Annotated in this window: 15 protein-coding genes and 1 tRNA gene; 10 read left to right on the top strand and 6 right to left on the bottom strand. The window is 51.1% G+C overall.

Annotated features, from left to right (window positions below):
- Positions 1 to 306 precede the first annotated feature (306 nt).
- Complete coding sequence (locus ACJJI4_RS11225; RefSeq protein WP_444928117.1) at positions 307 to 816, top strand: hypothetical protein; 510 nt, start codon at positions 307 to 309, stop codon at positions 814 to 816.
- On the opposite strand, the gene ACJJI4_RS11220 is transcribed toward ACJJI4_RS11225, so the two are convergent.
- Complete coding sequence (locus ACJJI4_RS11220) at positions 748 to 1,254, bottom strand: MFS transporter (protein ID WP_444928227.1); 507 nt, start codon at positions 1,252 to 1,254, stop codon at positions 748 to 750. The genes ACJJI4_RS11225 and ACJJI4_RS11220 overlap by 69 nt on opposite strands.
- A 513-nt stretch (positions 1,255 to 1,767) precedes the next feature.
- On the opposite strand from ACJJI4_RS11220, the gene ACJJI4_RS11215 reads away from it, so the two are divergent.
- Positions 1,768 to 2,175: a hypothetical protein gene (locus ACJJI4_RS11215; RefSeq protein ID WP_444928116.1), complete on the top strand. Its 408-nt coding sequence runs from the start codon at positions 1,768 to 1,770 to the stop codon at positions 2,173 to 2,175.
- 90 nt (positions 2,176 to 2,265) lie between these two features.
- Here ACJJI4_RS11215 and ltrA (ACJJI4_RS11210) read toward each other — a convergent pair whose 3' ends face one another.
- Positions 2,266 to 3,537: a group II intron reverse transcriptase/maturase gene (ltrA, locus tag ACJJI4_RS11210; RefSeq protein WP_444926033.1), complete on the bottom strand. Its 1,272-nt coding sequence runs from the start codon at positions 3,535 to 3,537 to the stop codon at positions 2,266 to 2,268.
- 651 nt (positions 3,538 to 4,188) lie between these two features.
- Between ltrA (ACJJI4_RS11210) and ACJJI4_RS11205 the strand changes: the two genes are divergently transcribed.
- The 3 genes from ACJJI4_RS11205 to ACJJI4_RS11195 all read left to right on the top strand — a co-directional run bounded on the left by ACJJI4_RS11205 (position 4,189) and on the right by ACJJI4_RS11195 (position 7,668).
- Positions 4,189 to 4,545 (top strand): hypothetical protein, encoded by a 357-nt coding sequence (locus tag ACJJI4_RS11205; RefSeq protein WP_444928115.1) that lies wholly within the window; start codon positions 4,189 to 4,191, stop codon positions 4,543 to 4,545.
- Between the two features lie 1,014 nt (positions 4,546 to 5,559).
- On the top strand, positions 5,560 to 6,849 hold the full coding sequence (gene ltrA, locus ACJJI4_RS11200; protein ID WP_444926114.1) for a group II intron reverse transcriptase/maturase: 1,290 nt from the start codon (positions 5,560 to 5,562) through the stop codon (positions 6,847 to 6,849).
- A gap of 153 nt (positions 6,850 to 7,002) precedes the next feature.
- Entirely contained in the window at positions 7,003 to 7,668 is a 666-nt protein-coding gene (locus ACJJI4_RS11195; protein ID WP_444928114.1) for a DUF4760 domain-containing protein, read from the top strand.
- 26 nt (positions 7,669 to 7,694) lie between these two features.
- Here ACJJI4_RS11195 and ACJJI4_RS11190 read toward each other — a convergent pair whose 3' ends face one another.
- The gene (locus ACJJI4_RS11190; RefSeq protein ID WP_444928113.1) at positions 7,695 to 7,952 is read right to left on the bottom strand and encodes a helix-turn-helix domain-containing protein; all 258 of its coding nucleotides are present in this window, start codon (positions 7,950 to 7,952) and stop codon (positions 7,695 to 7,697) included.
- A gap of 192 nt (positions 7,953 to 8,144) precedes the next feature.
- On the opposite strand from ACJJI4_RS11190, the gene ACJJI4_RS11185 reads away from it, so the two are divergent.
- The 3 genes from ACJJI4_RS11185 (at position 8,145) to ACJJI4_RS11175 (ending at position 10,085) form a co-directional block, all read left to right on the top strand.
- A complete protein-coding gene (locus ACJJI4_RS11185) occupies positions 8,145 to 8,342 on the top strand; it encodes a hypothetical protein (RefSeq protein ID WP_444928112.1) in 198 nt (65 codons plus the stop codon).
- A gap of 100 nt (positions 8,343 to 8,442) precedes the next feature.
- A complete protein-coding gene (locus ACJJI4_RS11180) occupies positions 8,443 to 8,832 on the top strand; it encodes a LexA family protein (protein WP_444928111.1) in 390 nt (129 codons plus the stop codon).
- The gene (locus ACJJI4_RS11175; protein ID WP_444928110.1) at positions 8,832 to 10,085 is read left to right on the top strand and encodes a Y-family DNA polymerase; all 1,254 of its coding nucleotides are present in this window, start codon (positions 8,832 to 8,834) and stop codon (positions 10,083 to 10,085) included. Before ACJJI4_RS11180 ends, ACJJI4_RS11175 begins: the two co-directional genes overlap by 1 nt.
- Before the next feature lie 264 nt (positions 10,086 to 10,349).
- Here ACJJI4_RS11175 and ACJJI4_RS11170 read toward each other — a convergent pair.
- Both ACJJI4_RS11170 and ACJJI4_RS11165 read right to left on the bottom strand, forming a co-directional pair.
- Positions 10,350 to 10,437: transfer RNA gene (locus tag ACJJI4_RS11170), tRNA-Ser, on the bottom strand.
- 165 nt (positions 10,438 to 10,602) lie between these two features.
- The gene (locus ACJJI4_RS11165) at positions 10,603 to 13,569 is read right to left on the bottom strand and encodes an Rne/Rng family ribonuclease (RefSeq protein ID WP_444928109.1); all 2,967 of its coding nucleotides are present in this window, start codon (positions 13,567 to 13,569) and stop codon (positions 10,603 to 10,605) included.
- Positions 13,570 to 14,353: 784 nt separating this feature from the next.
- Between ACJJI4_RS11165 and rluC the strand changes: the two genes are divergently transcribed.
- Together rluC and ACJJI4_RS11155 are read left to right on the top strand one after the other, a co-directional pair.
- On the top strand, positions 14,354 to 15,349 hold the full coding sequence (gene rluC / locus ACJJI4_RS11160) for a 23S rRNA pseudouridine(955/2504/2580) synthase RluC (protein ID WP_444928108.1): 996 nt from the start codon (positions 14,354 to 14,356) through the stop codon (positions 15,347 to 15,349).
- A 14-nt stretch (positions 15,350 to 15,363) separates the two neighbouring features.
- Positions 15,364 to 16,005 (top strand): HAD-IA family hydrolase, encoded by a 642-nt coding sequence (locus ACJJI4_RS11155; protein WP_282932471.1) that lies wholly within the window; start codon positions 15,364 to 15,366, stop codon positions 16,003 to 16,005.
- Here the strand turns inward: ACJJI4_RS11155 and ACJJI4_RS11150 are convergent.
- Complete coding sequence (locus ACJJI4_RS11150; RefSeq protein ID WP_444893643.1) at positions 16,002 to 16,598, bottom strand: Maf family protein; 597 nt, start codon at positions 16,596 to 16,598, stop codon at positions 16,002 to 16,004. The two genes, ACJJI4_RS11155 and ACJJI4_RS11150, sit on opposite strands and share 4 nt — an antisense overlap.
- Between the last annotated feature and the right edge of the window lie 13 nt (positions 16,599 to 16,611).

Below are 16,611 nucleotides of genomic sequence, written 5' to 3'. Positions count from 1 at the left end.
GATAGATTCTCAAGTGAGAAGCCTGAGGGGCGGAGTATAGCTCTGACGCTCCAGCTGATAATTGAGAGGTGTCATAGGTATGGGGGGCACTTTCTTTTCTGTAACACTTTGCGGAAAAATGCTAGTTAACAGGCTGGGATGTGGTTTCAACACTGCTTTTCTCCGTACATTTATTGAACTGGTAGTGAGAATCTTGCCAGGCAAGCTTGTTGAAACATTACTCAGGAAAGAATGCTGTTTATAGTGGATTTTGGTGGACGACTTAAGTGTCGTTTTTATGTTATCAAGAGTAGATATAGGTCGCAAATGGGTCGAGATATACATTTATATGTAGAAACAAGCTTTGGTCATAAAGAGCCTTTTTCGGATGTAGCATATATGCGAGCTTTAGCTGACGGAGGTAGGATTGATATTGCGAGAAATAGAGAGCTGTTCGGGCTGCTTTATTCAAATAAAGGATTGCCAAATATATTGTCTGATAAGATTTGCCGGGAATTCTATAACTATGTACGAGAGCCGGATGAAAATTTAAGAACTCTGGATTATATCGATAGGAAAGATGCAGATAAAATTATTGCAGAGGGGCGAGGGCACTATAGAAGTCTGTATGGCCAGGAAAATAAATGGATATCTGAAACCGATTGGCATAGCCCATCCTATTTAACTTTAGCTGAAGTCCTACAGACAGTAGAAACTACTGGTTTTCACTTCAATAGACTGCCGGCTGATTTTAGAGTTGTCATAAGGTTACTTGAGGCTTTGGAGGGTGAATATGATACCGTTTGCGCACGGATAGTATTTTGGTTTGATAATTGATTTCAATAGTACAGAGAATCCGAAAAGTGACACAGTAATTTGGGGATTAAGGACTTCTAGGGTTCGGTTCGATCGTTTAAAACCATTGATAACCTTTATTATTACTACTTGGACAATAGGCTGGTTTCCCGTAGTAAAGCCGCTGATCACTTGTCCGAGAATAAGAAGCCAAAGACTATTGCTTAGCAAAGAGAGAACAGTGATCGCGTACCCGGCCATGGCCCCCACCAAGCACAGCACCATGGCAGTTTTGCGTCCAATGCTGTCAGACAGTTTGGCGATATATACGGACCCAATAAACCACGCCAGAAAGAAGCTGCTGATCACAACTCCATAGTACAAGTGCCGAGTTGATTGTGGCGTATCAGTAGGTAGGAACTGGAATTTTGTCGACATAACCAATTCATTGATGATCGGGAACAGCAATCCCTGACCCATCAGATCTACAAAAACTACTGCCAAAAGGGCTAAACGGCACATGGCAGACATAACCACTTCCTCCCCCAGCTTCAGCTTTGCTGCCTAAAGCAAGATAGCAGGTGATGAATAGGTGACGGAGCCTGTCATTGAGCAGCGTAAGCCAGGTAAGAGCGATAGAGCTATTTGAGACTAAGCGCACGGTTAGTTACCCGGGAATAAAGGCGGTTAAGACAGTTGAGGCTTGCTCTATATATCAGAATTCAAGAGAAGCTTCTCCTATTTCTGGAAGTGACGATCTATCTCTTTGATTTTTATAGGGTTGATAATGTTATAAAGAGCAGAAAAAGCAGGTGGATATATAGCGCCTGCTTTATATCTACCTGTTGAGAATTATGTCAAAGCTCTTAACTTTTTGATATTATTGGGTTTTTGAGGTTATCTTGAAAGAAGTGAGTAGAATTATATAGAAGGGTGATATAAAGACGCTTCTTTTGAATTAACTGTTAGGCGTCCAAGAGGATTGAGTCCCTAATGGAAATTAGCGATATTAGAAAAACGTTTGAAGAGTTCGTTGGTACAGAAAGATATTTGAACTTTTTGGCTACTATCTGTTGCTCCAACAAAGAAAATGGTCGCCTTAAATTCAAACAAGAACTTGAATGGGAAAAATTCGTTAGTGAGTATGGGGTAGGCTATAAAACATACCAAGAAATATGGTCGTTGTTTCAATACTGCCATTTGCATCAAGTAGAGCTTGAGCTGGATCATGCTGAAATCATCTATGGTACAAGAAGATCTCCTACAGAAGCTGAGCGAAGAACTATTAATGAAAACTACCCTTATGCTAATGTTGTGGCTTATGGGCCTTGCTGGGTTGAAGATGCAAAGACAAAAGAGGTTCTTTACTGCAGCAAGTGCAGAGAAATCTATGGTAGCTAAGATGGGTTGTTCGCCTAAATCGGGTAGCCGGTAGTTTCTAACTACCGGCCCCCACACCACCCATCGTGCGGGTCCGCAATGGGCGGTTCCCTATCCGTAATGAATCTCTACCCAACGATCTCGCAATGAGATCAAGCCCATCTCTTCGAAGAACTCATTATTAAGCGCAATATGAATACCCTCAGTTTTTGCGCTTCGCCAGTAACTTTTAGCAGACGAGCCGCAGGTAACTGCCAGCGATTCACTCACACCCATGCGTAGCAAATTTCGAACTTTCGTTCTTACCCTACGCCAATTCTTCCAATAGCTCATTCTTAATCGCCGCCGTATCCAGCAGTCTAGATCAATACATTTTTGGTAGCCTTGTGCTATACCAAAATAATTAATCCAGCCACGGAGGAATACGGTAAGCTCTTTCATTCTCTTCTCCATCGAAATACCACGGGATCGCCCTGTAATCTGACGGACGTGATATTTAAATTGGCGCAGCGACTTATCATGCCAGACAAGCTTTGCTCCACGGAAAGAAAACCCCAGAAACTTACACCGGCTAACGGGGACTACTTGGCTTTTAGCATCGTTAACTTTGAGTTTAAGCTTGCGCTCAACAAAGCGTTTGATGCTGGCCATAACCCGTTCACCTGAGCGTTTAGAGGAAACGACAATCACGAAATCGTCCGCATAGCGGACGAAATTGTGTCGGCGTTTTTCCAGCTCTTTGTCGAGCAGATCGAGTACAATATTGGATAGCAGCGGCGATAAAGGGCCACCTTGCGGCACCCCCTCATAACACGCTTGCCAACATCCATCTTCTACCCAGCCTACGCGCAAGTAGCTTGCGATCAGTTTGAGTAAACGCTTATCGTTAATTCTTTGGCCGAGTAAGCTCATGAGAAAGTCATGATTCACTCGATCGAAGAACTTGGATAGATCGACATCCACCGCTATTCGCTTGCCACCCTCGATATACTTTTGTAGTTTTTTCACCGCGTGATGCTGTGATCGCTTTGGCCGGAAGCCATAGCTAAACTCTGAAAAAGTCACATCGAAAATAGGGTTGATGATTTGCGCGATAGCTTGCTGAATAACACGATCAAAAATCGTAGGTATCCCTAGCCCTCGCTGACCACCATCTGACTTGCGAATGTAGACGCGTCTAACAGGCAACGGCTGGTAATGACCTTGCCGAATGGCTTCGATAATTTCATTCCCAACTACCTTGAAGTGCTGCACAAAATCATCAACGGTGACCCCATCAATGCCTGCTGCACCTTTGTTGCTTCGCACGTGTTTCCATGCAGCATTAAGATTTTCTTTGCTGAGGATGACTTCAAGCAGATTTTCATTTGAGTTGAGTGTCATGGCAGTGCGCTACGTCAATTTTATATCCGGCTGGCAACACATCGGTAGGCTAGCCCTGTCTTTTAACTCGTGGATTTTGGGTTCAAGCCTTCACCGTATCCAAGGTATTAATCTTGGCATTAGGCTACTATGCCGTCGGCTGACTTCTGTTCAATCACCTTGGCCATTACTGGCCGAGGCGCCGCTGTGTTCCACCAATTTTGTTTACCCCCTCGATGGTGGCTAGCGGGCTGGGCCTACTTATGAGTCAGCGGCCACGCTGACAGCTTTACAGCAGCAGGTTGAACAGATCTCCCCAGATAAGAACGTGAACTTTCACTACACAACTGCATCATTTACTTTACCCGTTAGATCACATGGCTTCGGTGTTCTTGGCCACCTCGCCTCCAGGCTAAGCCTTATATGATGTTTCTGTCCGTCAGCTCGTAGCTTTGCTAGCGGCTTCCTCTCCACAAGACCTCACGGTGTTGCAGTTGCCATTCGCTAGTAGTTAGCATTTAATGGAATCCATTAAACGGTGATCCTCCTACAGAGGACTTTCACCCCATTAGTTCACGCCCATGCTGGGCGTACCAAGCGGCTGCATTTCGTTCCGGCCTTCGGCCTCCACCGGACTCGCTGCGCTCGCCGATGAGCCGGGCGTTAGCACTCATGAGTATGAAATTGAGTAAAGTCCAAAAATTAAGTTGCTGGGTAGGACTTGTTATGCTGCTCCTGCCTTATGCAATCTATTTCTATTCACGATCCATGGGCTTGCTACCGGCGGAATCAGATTGGTGGGCACAAGGTGTCAATCATGGTCCGTGGCGCTGGAAATGGCAAATGGCTTTCATACTTCCTAGCCTATATTCTCTATTGTTTGGCTCAATTTGCTTACTTTTAGTCGGTTTAGCGAAGTCGGTTATGAAAAGCTCTGTGCAACAATTAGTCATTTATGGATTTCTGGCATTGGCTTATTTCGGGGCATTTTATTTATTAGCTAAAACGGTATTTTGGACGATTGATTAATCCTAGTGCTAACAAGTCAATTAACTACGCGCCTTCGGCGCCCGACAGCTTACACTCCGCTTCGCTACGTACAGCTGCGGGTTATTGAGGCATTATTGTGGCGGTCATTTTTTAGATGGTTTGTAGTTGCTGCAAGTAACAATCTCTACCTGAACACGCTTCGCCAGAGAGTTCTCCTTCAAACTGGTACCGCAGTTTCGTTCAAGTGCCTTCGTTTAAAGCCAACAAGTTCTGCAAGCCAGCTGCACCATTGTGGAGTGCCAATCAGCTAGTTAACTGGTGGGGAAAGTATGGTATTTTTCCCTGTAAATTTATCGGGCAGTGGCCAGCCAAAGTTGGCTGGCAGAGAGCAAGTAGGTCGTTCAGAGCGCGCCAGCTATAACCAGGCCAGGCAAGATCGCCCAGCCGGTGGCTGGGCTGGACAGCCTACGCTTTGCTTCGGCTGCCCTTGCTGGCAACGTTAGTGCGTCAAGCTAAGCTTGATGCTTCTTGCAGGGTGGAAGTCCCTGTCGGGTAAGGCCTAACCAGCCACCTGTATCGAGTGTTGCGCGTAGGGCGGAACAGAAGGGAAAGAAAATATAATTATCTTTTTTTTTCAACTGTGAACAAACTATGTGAAGCGTACACAGAGAATTCTATAGGCCATAGGGATTATCGTGATCCTGAAGTGCTGGTATCGCTCCGATAATAAAGTGAGCTCCGATTGACGAGATGTGTAACGCCATCGAAGTCCAGGCAATGCAACCGTAATGGTAAGGTTGTTGCGGATCGGCGGGGTTATTAAGCCGTGGCATGTAGAAAGAGAAGTATTGAGAACTTGAGAGATCCGAGCAGGTTCCTGAAGGAGCAGGTAGAGACATTAAGCCTAATGGCGAAACCAACGAAGACCACTCGGAAGTCGGATCAGCTCATAGTAGTCCGAGAGCGGGAAAGCCGCTTACATGGCGAAGGGGCTGACAGTAATATCGGTGTGCAACAGAAACATAGTCCGGACAAAGTAGGGCTGGAGACACTATGACAACCGCCTTGCACGCCATCGCATTTAAAGCACAGAGCCACCCCAGACACAGGTTTCAGAATTTATACGGACTGCTAAATTCCAACCTGCTGTATCAAAGCTGGGGCCAGCTCAATAAGCAGGCCCGCCCCGGTATCGACGGAGTAACTACCGAAGTTTACCGGCAAAGACTGCCGCAAAATATTCAATGCCTACATCAACGGCTGTGTGACAAACGCTACCGCACCCAGGCGATTAAGCGGGTATTGATTCCCAAAGGCAACGGCAAGCAGCGCCCACTGGGGCTGCCTACGGTGGAAGACAAACTGGTGCAGCAGAGCGTAGCGCAGCTACTGCAAAGTATCTGGGAGCAGGATTTTCTGCCCTTCAGCTACGGTTACCGTCCCAGGAAAAGCGCCCACCAAGCCGTACACAGTCTTGGCTTAAATCTGCAATTCAAAGGCTACGGCTACATCGTTGAAGCCGATATTAAAGGCTTCTTTGATCAGCTGGATCACGACTGGTTACTGCGGATGCTAGCCCTTCGTATCGACGACAAAGCCCTGCTGACACTGATTAAGCAGTGGCTGAAAGTACGCGTGCAAACTCCAGATGGTAAGTTCAGTAAAGCGGCAGCAGGCACCCCGCAAGGAGGTGTGGTCAGTCCGGTACTGGCGAACATCTATCTGCACTACGTCCTGGATTTGTGGTTCGAGAAGAAAGTTAAGCCGCGTATGCGTGGCAGAGCCATGCTAATCCGGTACGCCGATGATTATGTAGTGGCTTTCCAATTGAAAACGGATGCAGAGCGCTTTTACCGGGTACTACCGCAACGGCTGAACAAGTTTGGCCTGCAGTTAGCCCCCGAGAAAACGCACCTGAAGCGCTTTAGCCGCTTCCATCCGGGCCGAAAACGGCAGTTCCAGTTTCTGGGTTTTGAGTTCTACTGGAGCTTGGACGTCAACAAACGCCCCAGGCTCAGGCGCCGGACTGCCGCACAGAAACAGAAGGGCGCAATGGAAGCGCTCTACCACTGGATCAAAGCCAAGCGCAGTGAGCGTCTGAGAGAATGGCTGCCCACACTGAAGCGCAAGCTACAGGGGTTCCAGAACTACTTCGGTCTACCAGGCAACAGTCGAAGCTTGTCCCGTTTGTACAGCTATGTTTTACACAGCATACACAAATGGCTCAACCGGCGGAGTCAGCGCAAGAGTTACAACTGGAATGGTCTAAAGGAAATGCTGGGATATTTTGGGCTAAAGCCACCGCGAGTATACAAACGCAGTATACTTGTGGACTGGTATTAGGGTTCGTGCTTTACACGAGCGAATATATTACTGAAGAGCCGGATGCGGTAGTTCCGCACGTCCGGATCTGCGTGGGGGCAGTTAGGGTAACCGGCTGTCCTACCACTACTGTCTGCATCAACATTAAATTTTTCTATTGATTATTCTAGATTTTTGTCGCCTGTTGCTGTGCTTGTTTCTGCCTGTATTGCAATATATATAGCTGTAGAAAATCTTGAAAAGGCTTCTGAGAAGGAGAAAATTAATAGAACTATTGATTATGTTTTTAGGCTAACTTCAGATCTGCCTCATCAAGAAAAAATAAACGAGAATGAGATATACAAAAAATTATTTTCTCAAAGCCATAAACTTAAAAACCCTCAAAATCCAGAAAATGGCTATAATATTCTGGGGGTTATTGAGGCAGTGAAGCGTTTGAGCGCTGAGGAGCAGGAGTATCTATCAGAGCGTGCTGGTAGGTTTGAAATAATTTTAGTCAATATCAAGTATGGCTTTTTTTCTGAAGAAATAATAAAAGCTCATTTTGGATCAAATTATATATTAACGTTCTGGGCTATGTTTTGGCCATATTTGATCCTCCAAAATGAAGGTTCCAGTCGTTTCGAGCTTAGTAGTGGTTTGATACCAAATCTAGAGGAGGGGCTTTTCTATTTGCTTAAAGAGTATGTGGTGGGTAATGGAGATATTAAAAACCCTTATCCCTTGATGAGAGAGGGGTTTGGTATTGTGGATACTATTGAGTTGGATGATGTTAGGAAGCGTATGTTCCCGAATTCAGTCTGGACTTCAACTCCTGAAGATGAAGAAAGTAAAGCATGATCTATTCTTTGATGTAGTTAATAATCTTACTTATTGATCTGCCGAATTTTCCAGAGGCGGTGAATACTTTCAATGCTTCTCTGGATATGTCTCTGCCACTCTTTCGGGAGTGATAAGTACATTCTTGCAACTAATGGCGGAAATGGAATCTGTGCAAAGTGGTGCAGGTTCTCCACCCCATACACCTCCGTTAAAGTAATCCCAACCGCCTCACACCAAACCGGCAGCAGGTCTGCCGGAATTCTTTGTACGCCTGTTTCCATTGTCGAAATTTGAGATGACACAAGCCCCAGCTACTTTGCCAGCTGTGCAATCGTTATCCTCTCCCGTTTCCGTGCGTTGCGCAGGCGATCGCCTAGTGATCCGGCCTCAATTATCAAGGTGCGCTTGGTGACTTGTCGTCATAAGGCAGTGCAGATATCTGGCGTTAGGTGACACAGGGTGGAGATAGGGCTAGCAGTTACAAAGGGTTGAGCATGCCTATAAAAGCACGAATGGAGCAATTGCAGCGGGTCGCAGGCCTGTGTGTGGCCCTGGAGTGGGTAACAGGTTGCCCCGATTTAGCGGGAAGGGATGCCGTATTAAAGCTGATAGGTGAGGAAGTGAGCACCACTATCCAGGGGGTGATTTATTCGGCTGAGTCAAAAGGAGGTGGCGGCGCCGAGATGGCTTGAGTACAAAATACCTGTGAGGCCCTGGAGTCGCACTGGCTACTTGTCTTTATTGGGTGCTCGCCACTACACTGTATAAAAATACAGTATATTGCTAGAGCACATGAAACTTTCCCCTCTATACGGCAGTGGCGTTAGCTGCGGCTTTCCTTCGCCAGCGGATGACCACAAAGAAGCAGCGCTGAGCCTGGATCAACACCTGATAACCAGCCCGGCGGCGACATTCCTCGCCCGCGCCAACGGCGACTCTATGCAGAACCTCGGCATCTTTGACCGGGACCTGTTGGTAGTTGACCGATCATTAACGCCAGTACACGGTGATGTGGTGGTGGTTGCCCTGGATGGGCAGTTAACGTGCAAGGTGCTCGACCGCCAACAGGGCCGCCTGCTATCAGCCAATGACAAATACGCACCGATTCCCATTTGGGAGGGACAGGAATTGATTGTTGAGGGGGTGGTCAAGGCTTCCGTGCGGTACCACCGGTCCTGCTGATGTTGGCACTGGTTGATTGCAACAGCTGCTATGCCAGCTGCGAACAGATATTCCGTCCCGACCTGCGTGGGCTTCCGGTGGTAGTCCTTTCCAACAACGATGGCTGCGTGGTGGCGCGCTCGAAAGAGGCCAAGGTTTTAGGAATTCCCGACTTGCAGCCGTTCTTCAAGATTGAGCACCTACTGCGCAAGCATGGGGTAAAGATCTTTTCGAGTAACTACGCCCTGTACGGCGATATCTCCCACCGGGTAATGACAACCCTAAAGCAGTACAGCCCAGAGGTTGAGGTCTATAGCATCGATGAGATGTTTCTGGATCTGCAAGGGTTGCAAGAGTGCTTGCTGGATTACGGGCAGCAGATACGGCAAACCCTCTGGCGGGATATTCGCATGCCGGTGGGCGTTGGCATCGCCCCCAGTAAAACCCTGGCTAAGCTGGCAAATAGAGCTGCCAAGAAGATCCCCAAGTGTGAGGGCGTCTGCGTCTTGGACTCCCCCGCAAAATGGCAATGGCTGCAACGGCGCACTGAGGTGGGTGATGTGTGGGGCGTAGGCAGGCGCCTATCAAAGCGACTCGGGCACATGGGTATCAAGACAGCCTATGACCTGGCGCAAGCCAACCCGAAAATCCTGCGCAGTCATACGAATGTAAATATTGAGCGAACGATAGAAGAGCTAAATGGCATTAGTTGCTTAAGCCTGGAAGAGCAGCCACCAGTCAAGAAACAGATCTATTGCACACGCTCATTCGGCGAAAAGCTCACCGATCTGCAGCCGATACTGCAGGCCGTTACCTTGTACACGAGCAGGGCAGCGGAGAAGCTGCGGGCCCAGGATTCCCTGGTGAAGTCTATCCATGTCTTCCTGCATACCTCACCCCATGAACCGCACTACTACAGCCGCAGCACTGTAGTGCAAACCCCATACCCCACGGATGACACACGGCTGATAGTGCAGCTGGTAAAGCGAGCGATTACAGAGCTGTTCCTGCAGGGGCACCGATTCCTGAAAGCGGGGGTAGGCCTGGTAGAGCTTATCCCCCGCTCACTGGGCCAGGGCGACATGTTCACCACGGGTCAGCCAATACGATCAGGTGAGACCATGCAGGCCATCGATCAGATCAATCAGAGGTTTGGTCGGGGTACCCTGTTCCTTGGGGCTGAAGGTATCAACAAGAAGTGGAAGATGCGGCAGGAGCATCGATCGCCAGCCTATACGACTCAGTGGGACCACCTGCCAGAGATTACGGTCTAGCTGCTGCGTAAGCGTATGAGGTTTTTGTAAAGTTAATGGGCGGGCTCTCGTGGAGCCTGCAAAAGAGCTAAATCGACCTAATGTTCACGGAAAGGGGTAGATGATAAAGACGTTGGTGCGCTGCCGCAGTTGGCGCGTATCGTATAGAGTTTGCGTCATCTGAAACGTTGCGGACTAGCAAAAGCTAAGTGGGGGAACAAGTGGGGGGATAAAAATAGCAGAAACAAAAAAGCCCTGAAAAATCAGGGCTTTCTGTATGAATAATGGCGGTGGGGCAGGGATTCGAACCCTGGGACCTGTTACAGTCAACGGTTTTCAAGACCGCCGCTTTCGACCACTCAGCCACCCCACCAAATTGTGCTGCGCATTATACATAGCTTCTCGGGATGTACAAGCGCCATTTTGATTTTTTTTATATAGTTCAATAAGTTAGGTGATTTATTGACCAGCTCAAGGCTTACTGTCAGGTTGATAAGGCCGCCCCGGCCATTGGCTGGGGCGGCTTGGCAGCTATCGCTTAGCTCGCTTCTGCAGAGTCGCGATCGATATCTGCGTTGGCATCAACTTCCACGGCCTTGCGGCTGATACGCGGGTCGTTGGTCGGGCGGGCGAGGGCGCGTGGATTGTGCTCAATCGCTGCCGGCTGCGCGGTATCCAGAGGCTGCTGGGAGCCCACTTCACGGCGCTCAGTAACAATTGAGAATTCACCCAGTGGTTTGGGGTTGATGCGCGGATCATTTACTGCGCGTCCCTGGCTGGGTGCGGTCGGTTCCTCTTCGGAAGCTGCCTGCTCGGCGGCAACAATTTCTTCCTGAACTTCCGGCTCGCTGGTGCCTGCCTGTTCCTGCAAAGCTTCAGCTGCAGCTTGTGCTTCTTCAAGCACGATTTCTTCTGCTGCTTCTACTTCTGGCTTGGCAGGAGTGGTTTCAGCTTTGGGGGCAGCCGGAACTTCTGTCGTGGTGGCTTTTTGTTCTGGCGCTTGCTCTACAGGCTTGGCCGGCTCGGCAGCTGGCGCAGCTGCTTTTTCTACCGGGGTAGCTTTGGGCTTGGGCTGAGTAGGCTGCTGTTGCTGCTCGGAGGCGGCTGCTTTGGCTGCCTGCGGGGCGCTTTGTGGTTGGGCTGCAGGCTTCTGGGTCTCTCGTGCTTCAGATTTTTCCTCGTGAGCAGTTCGCACCGGCATTGTGATGGCGGGCTGAGCTGCTTGCTTGGGGGCTCTCTGAGGCTTGTGAGAGTCTTTCGCCTTTGGCTTGGGCGCCTCGGTACGAGCCTCTTTTACGACTTCCTTGGTCTTGCGGGCTTCGCTTTCAGCTTCGTCGATGGCTTCGTGAACTTCGCGATTCAGCTCTTCCTGGCTGTGAGCTACCGCGGTTGCTGCGGTGTTCTCACTGCGGCGTCCGCCGCGACGGCGCGCCTGAGGGCGGCCGCGCACATTGCTCGGGCGGCGAGCTGGACGCTGCTGATCGGAAGTGTCTCCAGTCTGTTCGTTGGTATCAACGGTATTTTGGACTTCAGCAGTTTGAGTGCGGTTGTCGCTGCGGCGGTTGTCGTTGCGGCGACGGCGACGTCTGCGCTGACCTTCACCTTGGCGATCGGAGGCGCTGTCATGCTCGTCCAGCTTGGCGCTGCGCTTATCTTCGCGCTGGTCGTCGCGCTTATTGTCTTCGCGGCGATCATCCTTGCGGCGCGCGGGGCGGCCGCTGCGGTTGTTGCGATTTCCGCGCTGGTTGCGATTGCGGTTGCGCTGCTGGTAGTCCTTGCCACGGCCTTTGGACTTTTGATGCTTCTTCGGCTCTTCCTCTTCTGCGGTGAAGAAGGAGGCGATAGCGCTAATCAATCGGCTGAAGAGTCCAGGCTCTTCCTTTTTCTCCGGAGTGGGTGCTGGAGCGGTGTGGGCAATTTGCTGTACGGCCGCTTGCACTGGAGCTGGACGCTGTGGCTTTTCCTCTTTCTTGGTCACTGTCTCTTCGGCAGTGCCAGAAATCTTGTAGGAAGTTTCCAGGGTTGCAGTGTCATCGTCACGTAGGCGCTGAACTTCAAAGTGCGGCGTTTCCATTTCTGCGCTGGGCACAACTACTACGCGAGTGGAATTGCGGGATTCGATCTGGGAGATCGTTTTACGCTTTTCGTTCAGTAGGTAGGTTGCGACATTCACCGGGGTAATTGCACGGATCTCGGCGCTGCGCTCTTTCTTCGCTTCCTCTTCTACCAGGCGGAGAATGGAGAGGGCCAGAGACTTGGTGCCGCGAATAGTGCCTTGACCGCTACAGCGGGGGCAAACGCGGAAGGTGGTTTCACCCAGGGATGGGCGCAGGCGCTGGCGGGACATTTCCAATAGTCCGAAGCGGGAGATGCGGCCAACCTGAACGCGGGCGCGGTCCATGCTGAGGGCCTTTTCCATGCGCTTTTCAACTTCGCGTTGGTTGGACTTGCTCTGCATGTCGATAAAGTCGATTACAACCAGTCCACCCATATCGCGCAGGCGCAGCTGGCGAGCGATTTCGTCGGCGGCTTCCAGGTTGATATTGCGCGCGGTCTCTTCGATATCGCCGCCCTTGGTTGCGCGGGAGGAGTTGATATCGATAGATACCAGAGCCTCTGTCACATCGATAACAATGGAGCCACCGGAGGGGAGCTTCACTTCGCGCTCGAACGCTGTCTCAATCTGGCTTTCAATTTGATAGCGATTGAACAGCGGGATGGCGTCTTCGTAGTACTTCACCTTATTGGCGTAGTGGGGCATTACCTGGCGGGCAAACTCTGCGGCCAGCTCAAAGGCGCCTTTGTCGTCGACAATAACTTCGCCGATATCATCGCGCATGTAGTCGCGGATGGCGCGGATAATGACGTTGCTTTCCTGGAACAGGAAGTGTGGCGCTTTGGAGGTATCAGCTTCTTCTTTGATGGCGTTCCAAAGTTGCAGCAGGTAGTTGAGGTCCCATTGCAGCTCGTCACCGCTGCGGCCAACGCCGGCGGTGCGCACGATGATGCCCATGCCTGAGGGGACGTCTACACTGGCCAGTGCGTCGCGGAGCTCGGAGCGCTCATCACCTTCAATGCGGCGGGAAATGCCACCGGCACGAGGGTTGTTGGGCATTAACACCAAGTAGCGGCCGGCGAGGCTGACAAAGGTGGTGAGGGCGGCGCCTTTGTTGCCGCGCTCTTCTTTGTCCACCTGGACAATAACTTCCATGCCTTCTTTGACAACATCTTTGATTTTGATGCGGCCTTCGATGTCTTTGGGCTGCTTGAGGAAGTACTCGCGAGAGATTTCTTTCAGGGGGAGGAACCCGTGGCGCTCTTCGCCGTAGTCGACGAATGCAGCTTCGAGGGAGGGTTCTACACGGGTAATCTTACCTTTGTAGATGTTCGCTTTTTTCTGCTGGCGGGTTCGGTTCTCAATATCTAAATCATAGAGCCACTGGCCGTCGACCAGGGCAACACGCAACTCTTCAGGTTGGGTTGCGTTGATTAGCATTCTTTTCATGCGTGTCGTTTTCCTTGCGTTGCGCAAAGGTGTGACACCGCTACTCACAGGCTTGCTTGTTGGCTGTCCGGTGGAGAGGACCACCAGGCAGGGCAGGGAAAATAAGGTATGCCAGCTCTACCGCGCCATGGATCTATGCGGCTTGTTGAGACTGGCATTTGCCTATTATTCGCTCTGCAAAAACTCCGGATACGCGCTGTTATTGTGCTATCCGTTGGTACCTTTAATACCTTTTGTTAGTACTGCCCTGTACCTGTGCTGCAGGCTTCTGCAGCAGGGTTGGGCGCCGCCCCTTGGTTTGTTTCATGCTGGGCGGCAAGGTTTGCGTCAATCATCAGAGGTTCTGCAGTTCAGCTTTTGGCTGATACCCATTCTTCTTAATTTTTTTACCAGGCTTGCGGAAGCTGTGCTGCCCTGGTTGCCAGTTCGGTTGCTGGCTCGTCGTATTCTGCAAAACCGGACGCAAGTTTGAGTCGTCCTTTCAAGCGCTGCGGGTCACGGCCCGTCTTACCTTCGCGATAATTACCCGCATAACCGCGGGCTGTTGTTGCCGGTGAGCTCCCCTCTGGTTCTGGTAATTGGGGGACATCTCAACGGCTAAGTTTTATCAATGACGCGGCATCCCCGCGCACCGACCGAATGGGGTATTTTCGTTGGGGTCACGGCTATCTCTTCATGTGGGAAGTCGCCTTTGACCGAAAATACGCCGAATTCAGGCCGGCCGAATATAGCATGGGCAGGGAGGTGCTTCAATTGTATCCCTGGCAACGCTATGATGCGCGTCATGCGAAGTATACCCCACCCTAAGAAGGCTCCGGCCGAGACCCCATCAAAGACCTCGAATCCATCTGGCGGCGTGCAGCTTTTAACTGTACCTGAAGAGCTGGCGGGACAGAGGATCGACAATTTCCTCCAGGCGCGCCTCAAGGGTGTGCCACGTTCACGTATATACCGAATCCTGCGTAAGGGTGAGGTTAGAGTAAATAAAGGACGAATAAAGGCTGAATACAAGTTAAAGGCGGGCGATGTGGTGCGAGTGCCGCCAATTCGTGTTGCCGAGCAGGCTGAGGCCCCTCTCGCTGGTGAATCTCTGCGCCAGCTGATCCAAGAGTCCATACTTTACGACAAGCACGGGCTTATGGTGATCAATAAACCGTCGGGCCTTGCGGTCCATGGCGGCAGCGGTGTCAGATTGGGCCTGATTGAAGTTTTGCGCCAGATGTTTCCGCAAAGCCCGTTTATTGAGTTGGTGCACCGCCTTGACCGGGATACCAGTGGCGCCATCATGGTGGCCCGCAAGCGCGCGGTATTGCAGCATGTTCAGTCGGAGTTGCGTGCGGGAAAGATCGGTAAATCGTATCAGGCATTGGCGGTGGGCAAGTGGCCCCGAGGTCGCCGCGTTGTTGAGGCACCTTTGCGCAAGAACACTTTGAAAAGCGGCGAGAGAATGGTGTCAGTGCACCCTGAGGGGAAGCCTTCAGAGACCCGCTTTAAGTTGATTGAGAGATTTAAGGCGGCGACTCTGCTTTCCGCAGAGCCGGTCACCGGGCGAACACACCAAATTCGAGTTCACGCTCAGTTTGTTGGTTGCCCTCTGGCGGGCGACAACAAGTACACCTCGGACGAAGTCAATCGTGACTTTCGTGGTCGCGGTCTGAAGCGTCTCTTTTTGCACTCGGCTTCAGTGCGCTGCTCTTTGCCAGATGGTTCCAAGGTTGAGGTGGAGGCTCCACTCCCTGCGGAGCTGAGTGCAGTGCTGAATAGGTTAAGGGAAGAGTAGGGCGTTCTTTTGTTATGTTGGTAATCCTCGATTGGGATGGGACGGTTTGTAATTCTGAGGCGCGTATCGTCGATTGTATGTTGCGGGCAGCAGATAGAGCCGGTTTGCCGGTGCTTGCCCCGGAAGCGGTTAGCAACATCATCGGGCTTGGTCTGCCGGAGGCGATATCCTCTCTGTTTCCGGAGGCTGCCAGTGAGGAAAAACTCACGTTGCGCCAACTTTACTTTGATGAGTGGATGGCGGCCCGGGTTGAACCCCTGCCGTTATTTGAGGGGGTCCTGGATACCTTGGACCAGTTGCTGTGCGGTGGTCACCAGTTGGCGGTAGCGACTGGGAAGAGTCGGCAGGGGCTCAATCGGGAATTTGAGGAGCACGGCCTCGGCCACTTGTTTGCCGCCAGTCGTTGTGCGGATGAGACCGCTTCCAAGCCTGACCCGCTGATGCTGAATGAGTTGCTACATGAGACCGGAACCGGTCCGGAGCAGGCGGTAATGGTAGGGGATACCGTATACGACCTGGAAATGGCGGCGGCGATCGGTATGCCCTCTATTGGGGTGAGCTATGGCGCTCATTGCCCAACCCGACTGCAGGGGTGTGGCCCCAAGGTTGTTATCGATCGTTTCTCTGAGCTGCTCCGCTGGCCGCCACTCCTTTAAGTGGCCTGCGGGCCCAATGGATCTATGCCAAAGTGGTTCAGCATATCGGTAAGGCGGATTAGTGGCAGCCCAACCAGGGTGTTGAGATCTGCCCCTTCAAGCCTCTCAAACAGGGCGATACCTAGCCCTTCCACCTTGAAAGAGCCGGCGCAATCGTAAGGTTGTTCCAGCTCTACATATCGTTCAATTTGCTCTGTGCTCAACTGCCGAAAGTAGACGGTGAAGGTTTCCGTATCGCCCAACTGCTCTCCGCTTGCGCTATTCAGCAGGCTCAAGCCGGTGTGGAATATCACTTTTTTGCCGTTGCAGGCTTGCAGCTGGGCGATGGCGCGCTCCCTGCTGCCTGGCTTGCCAAGTATTTGGCCGTCGCAAGAGGCAACCTGGTCCGAACCGATAATCAGTGATTTCGGGTGGCGGCCTGCCAGGGTGCGCGCTTTCTCTGTGGCGAGGCGCAGGGCGAGTGCGGCTGGCGCTTCCCCCGCCTGCGGTGCTTCATCTATATGGGGCGAATCCTGCTGAAAGGGGATGCCAAGCTGTTGTAGTAGGGTTCTGCGGTAAGGAGAGCTGGAGGCTAGTATCAGAGGGTGGGGCATTCTGGTGGATTTT

This window comes from Microbulbifer maximicatervae (SeqCode), assembly GCF_052467305.1.
Note: the sequence above shows the minus strand (reverse complement) of the source record. Positions and strands in the feature narration are given on the sequence as shown.

Coding starts and splice junctions, on each gene's coding strand:
- ACJJI4_RS11225 (WP_444928117.1), top strand. CDS start 307: ATGGGTCGAGATATACATTTATATGTAGAAACAAGCTTTGGTCATAAA.
- ACJJI4_RS11220 (WP_444928227.1), bottom strand. CDS start 1,254: ATGGGTCAGGGATTGCTGTTCCCGATCATCAATGAATTGGTTATGTCG.
- ACJJI4_RS11215 (WP_444928116.1), top strand. CDS start 1,768: ATGGAAATTAGCGATATTAGAAAAACGTTTGAAGAGTTCGTTGGTACA.
- ltrA (WP_444926033.1), bottom strand. CDS start 3,537: ATGACACTCAACTCAAATGAAAATCTGCTTGAAGTCATCCTCAGCAAA.
- ACJJI4_RS11205 (WP_444928115.1), top strand. CDS start 4,189: ATGAGTATGAAATTGAGTAAAGTCCAAAAATTAAGTTGCTGGGTAGGA.
- ltrA (WP_444926114.1), top strand. CDS start 5,560: ATGACAACCGCCTTGCACGCCATCGCATTTAAAGCACAGAGCCACCCC.
- ACJJI4_RS11185 (WP_444928112.1), top strand. CDS start 8,145: ATGCCTATAAAAGCACGAATGGAGCAATTGCAGCGGGTCGCAGGCCTG.
- ACJJI4_RS11180 (WP_444928111.1), top strand. CDS start 8,443: ATGAAACTTTCCCCTCTATACGGCAGTGGCGTTAGCTGCGGCTTTCCT.
- ACJJI4_RS11175 (WP_444928110.1), top strand. CDS start 8,832: ATGTTGGCACTGGTTGATTGCAACAGCTGCTATGCCAGCTGCGAACAG.
- ACJJI4_RS11165 (WP_444928109.1), bottom strand. CDS start 13,569: ATGAAAAGAATGCTAATCAACGCAACCCAACCTGAAGAGTTGCGTGTT.
- rluC (WP_444928108.1), top strand. CDS start 14,354: ATGCGAAGTATACCCCACCCTAAGAAGGCTCCGGCCGAGACCCCATCA.
- ACJJI4_RS11155 (WP_282932471.1), top strand. CDS start 15,364: ATGTTGGTAATCCTCGATTGGGATGGGACGGTTTGTAATTCTGAGGCG.
- ACJJI4_RS11150 (WP_444893643.1), bottom strand. CDS start 16,598: ATGCCCCACCCTCTGATACTAGCCTCCAGCTCTCCTTACCGCAGAACC.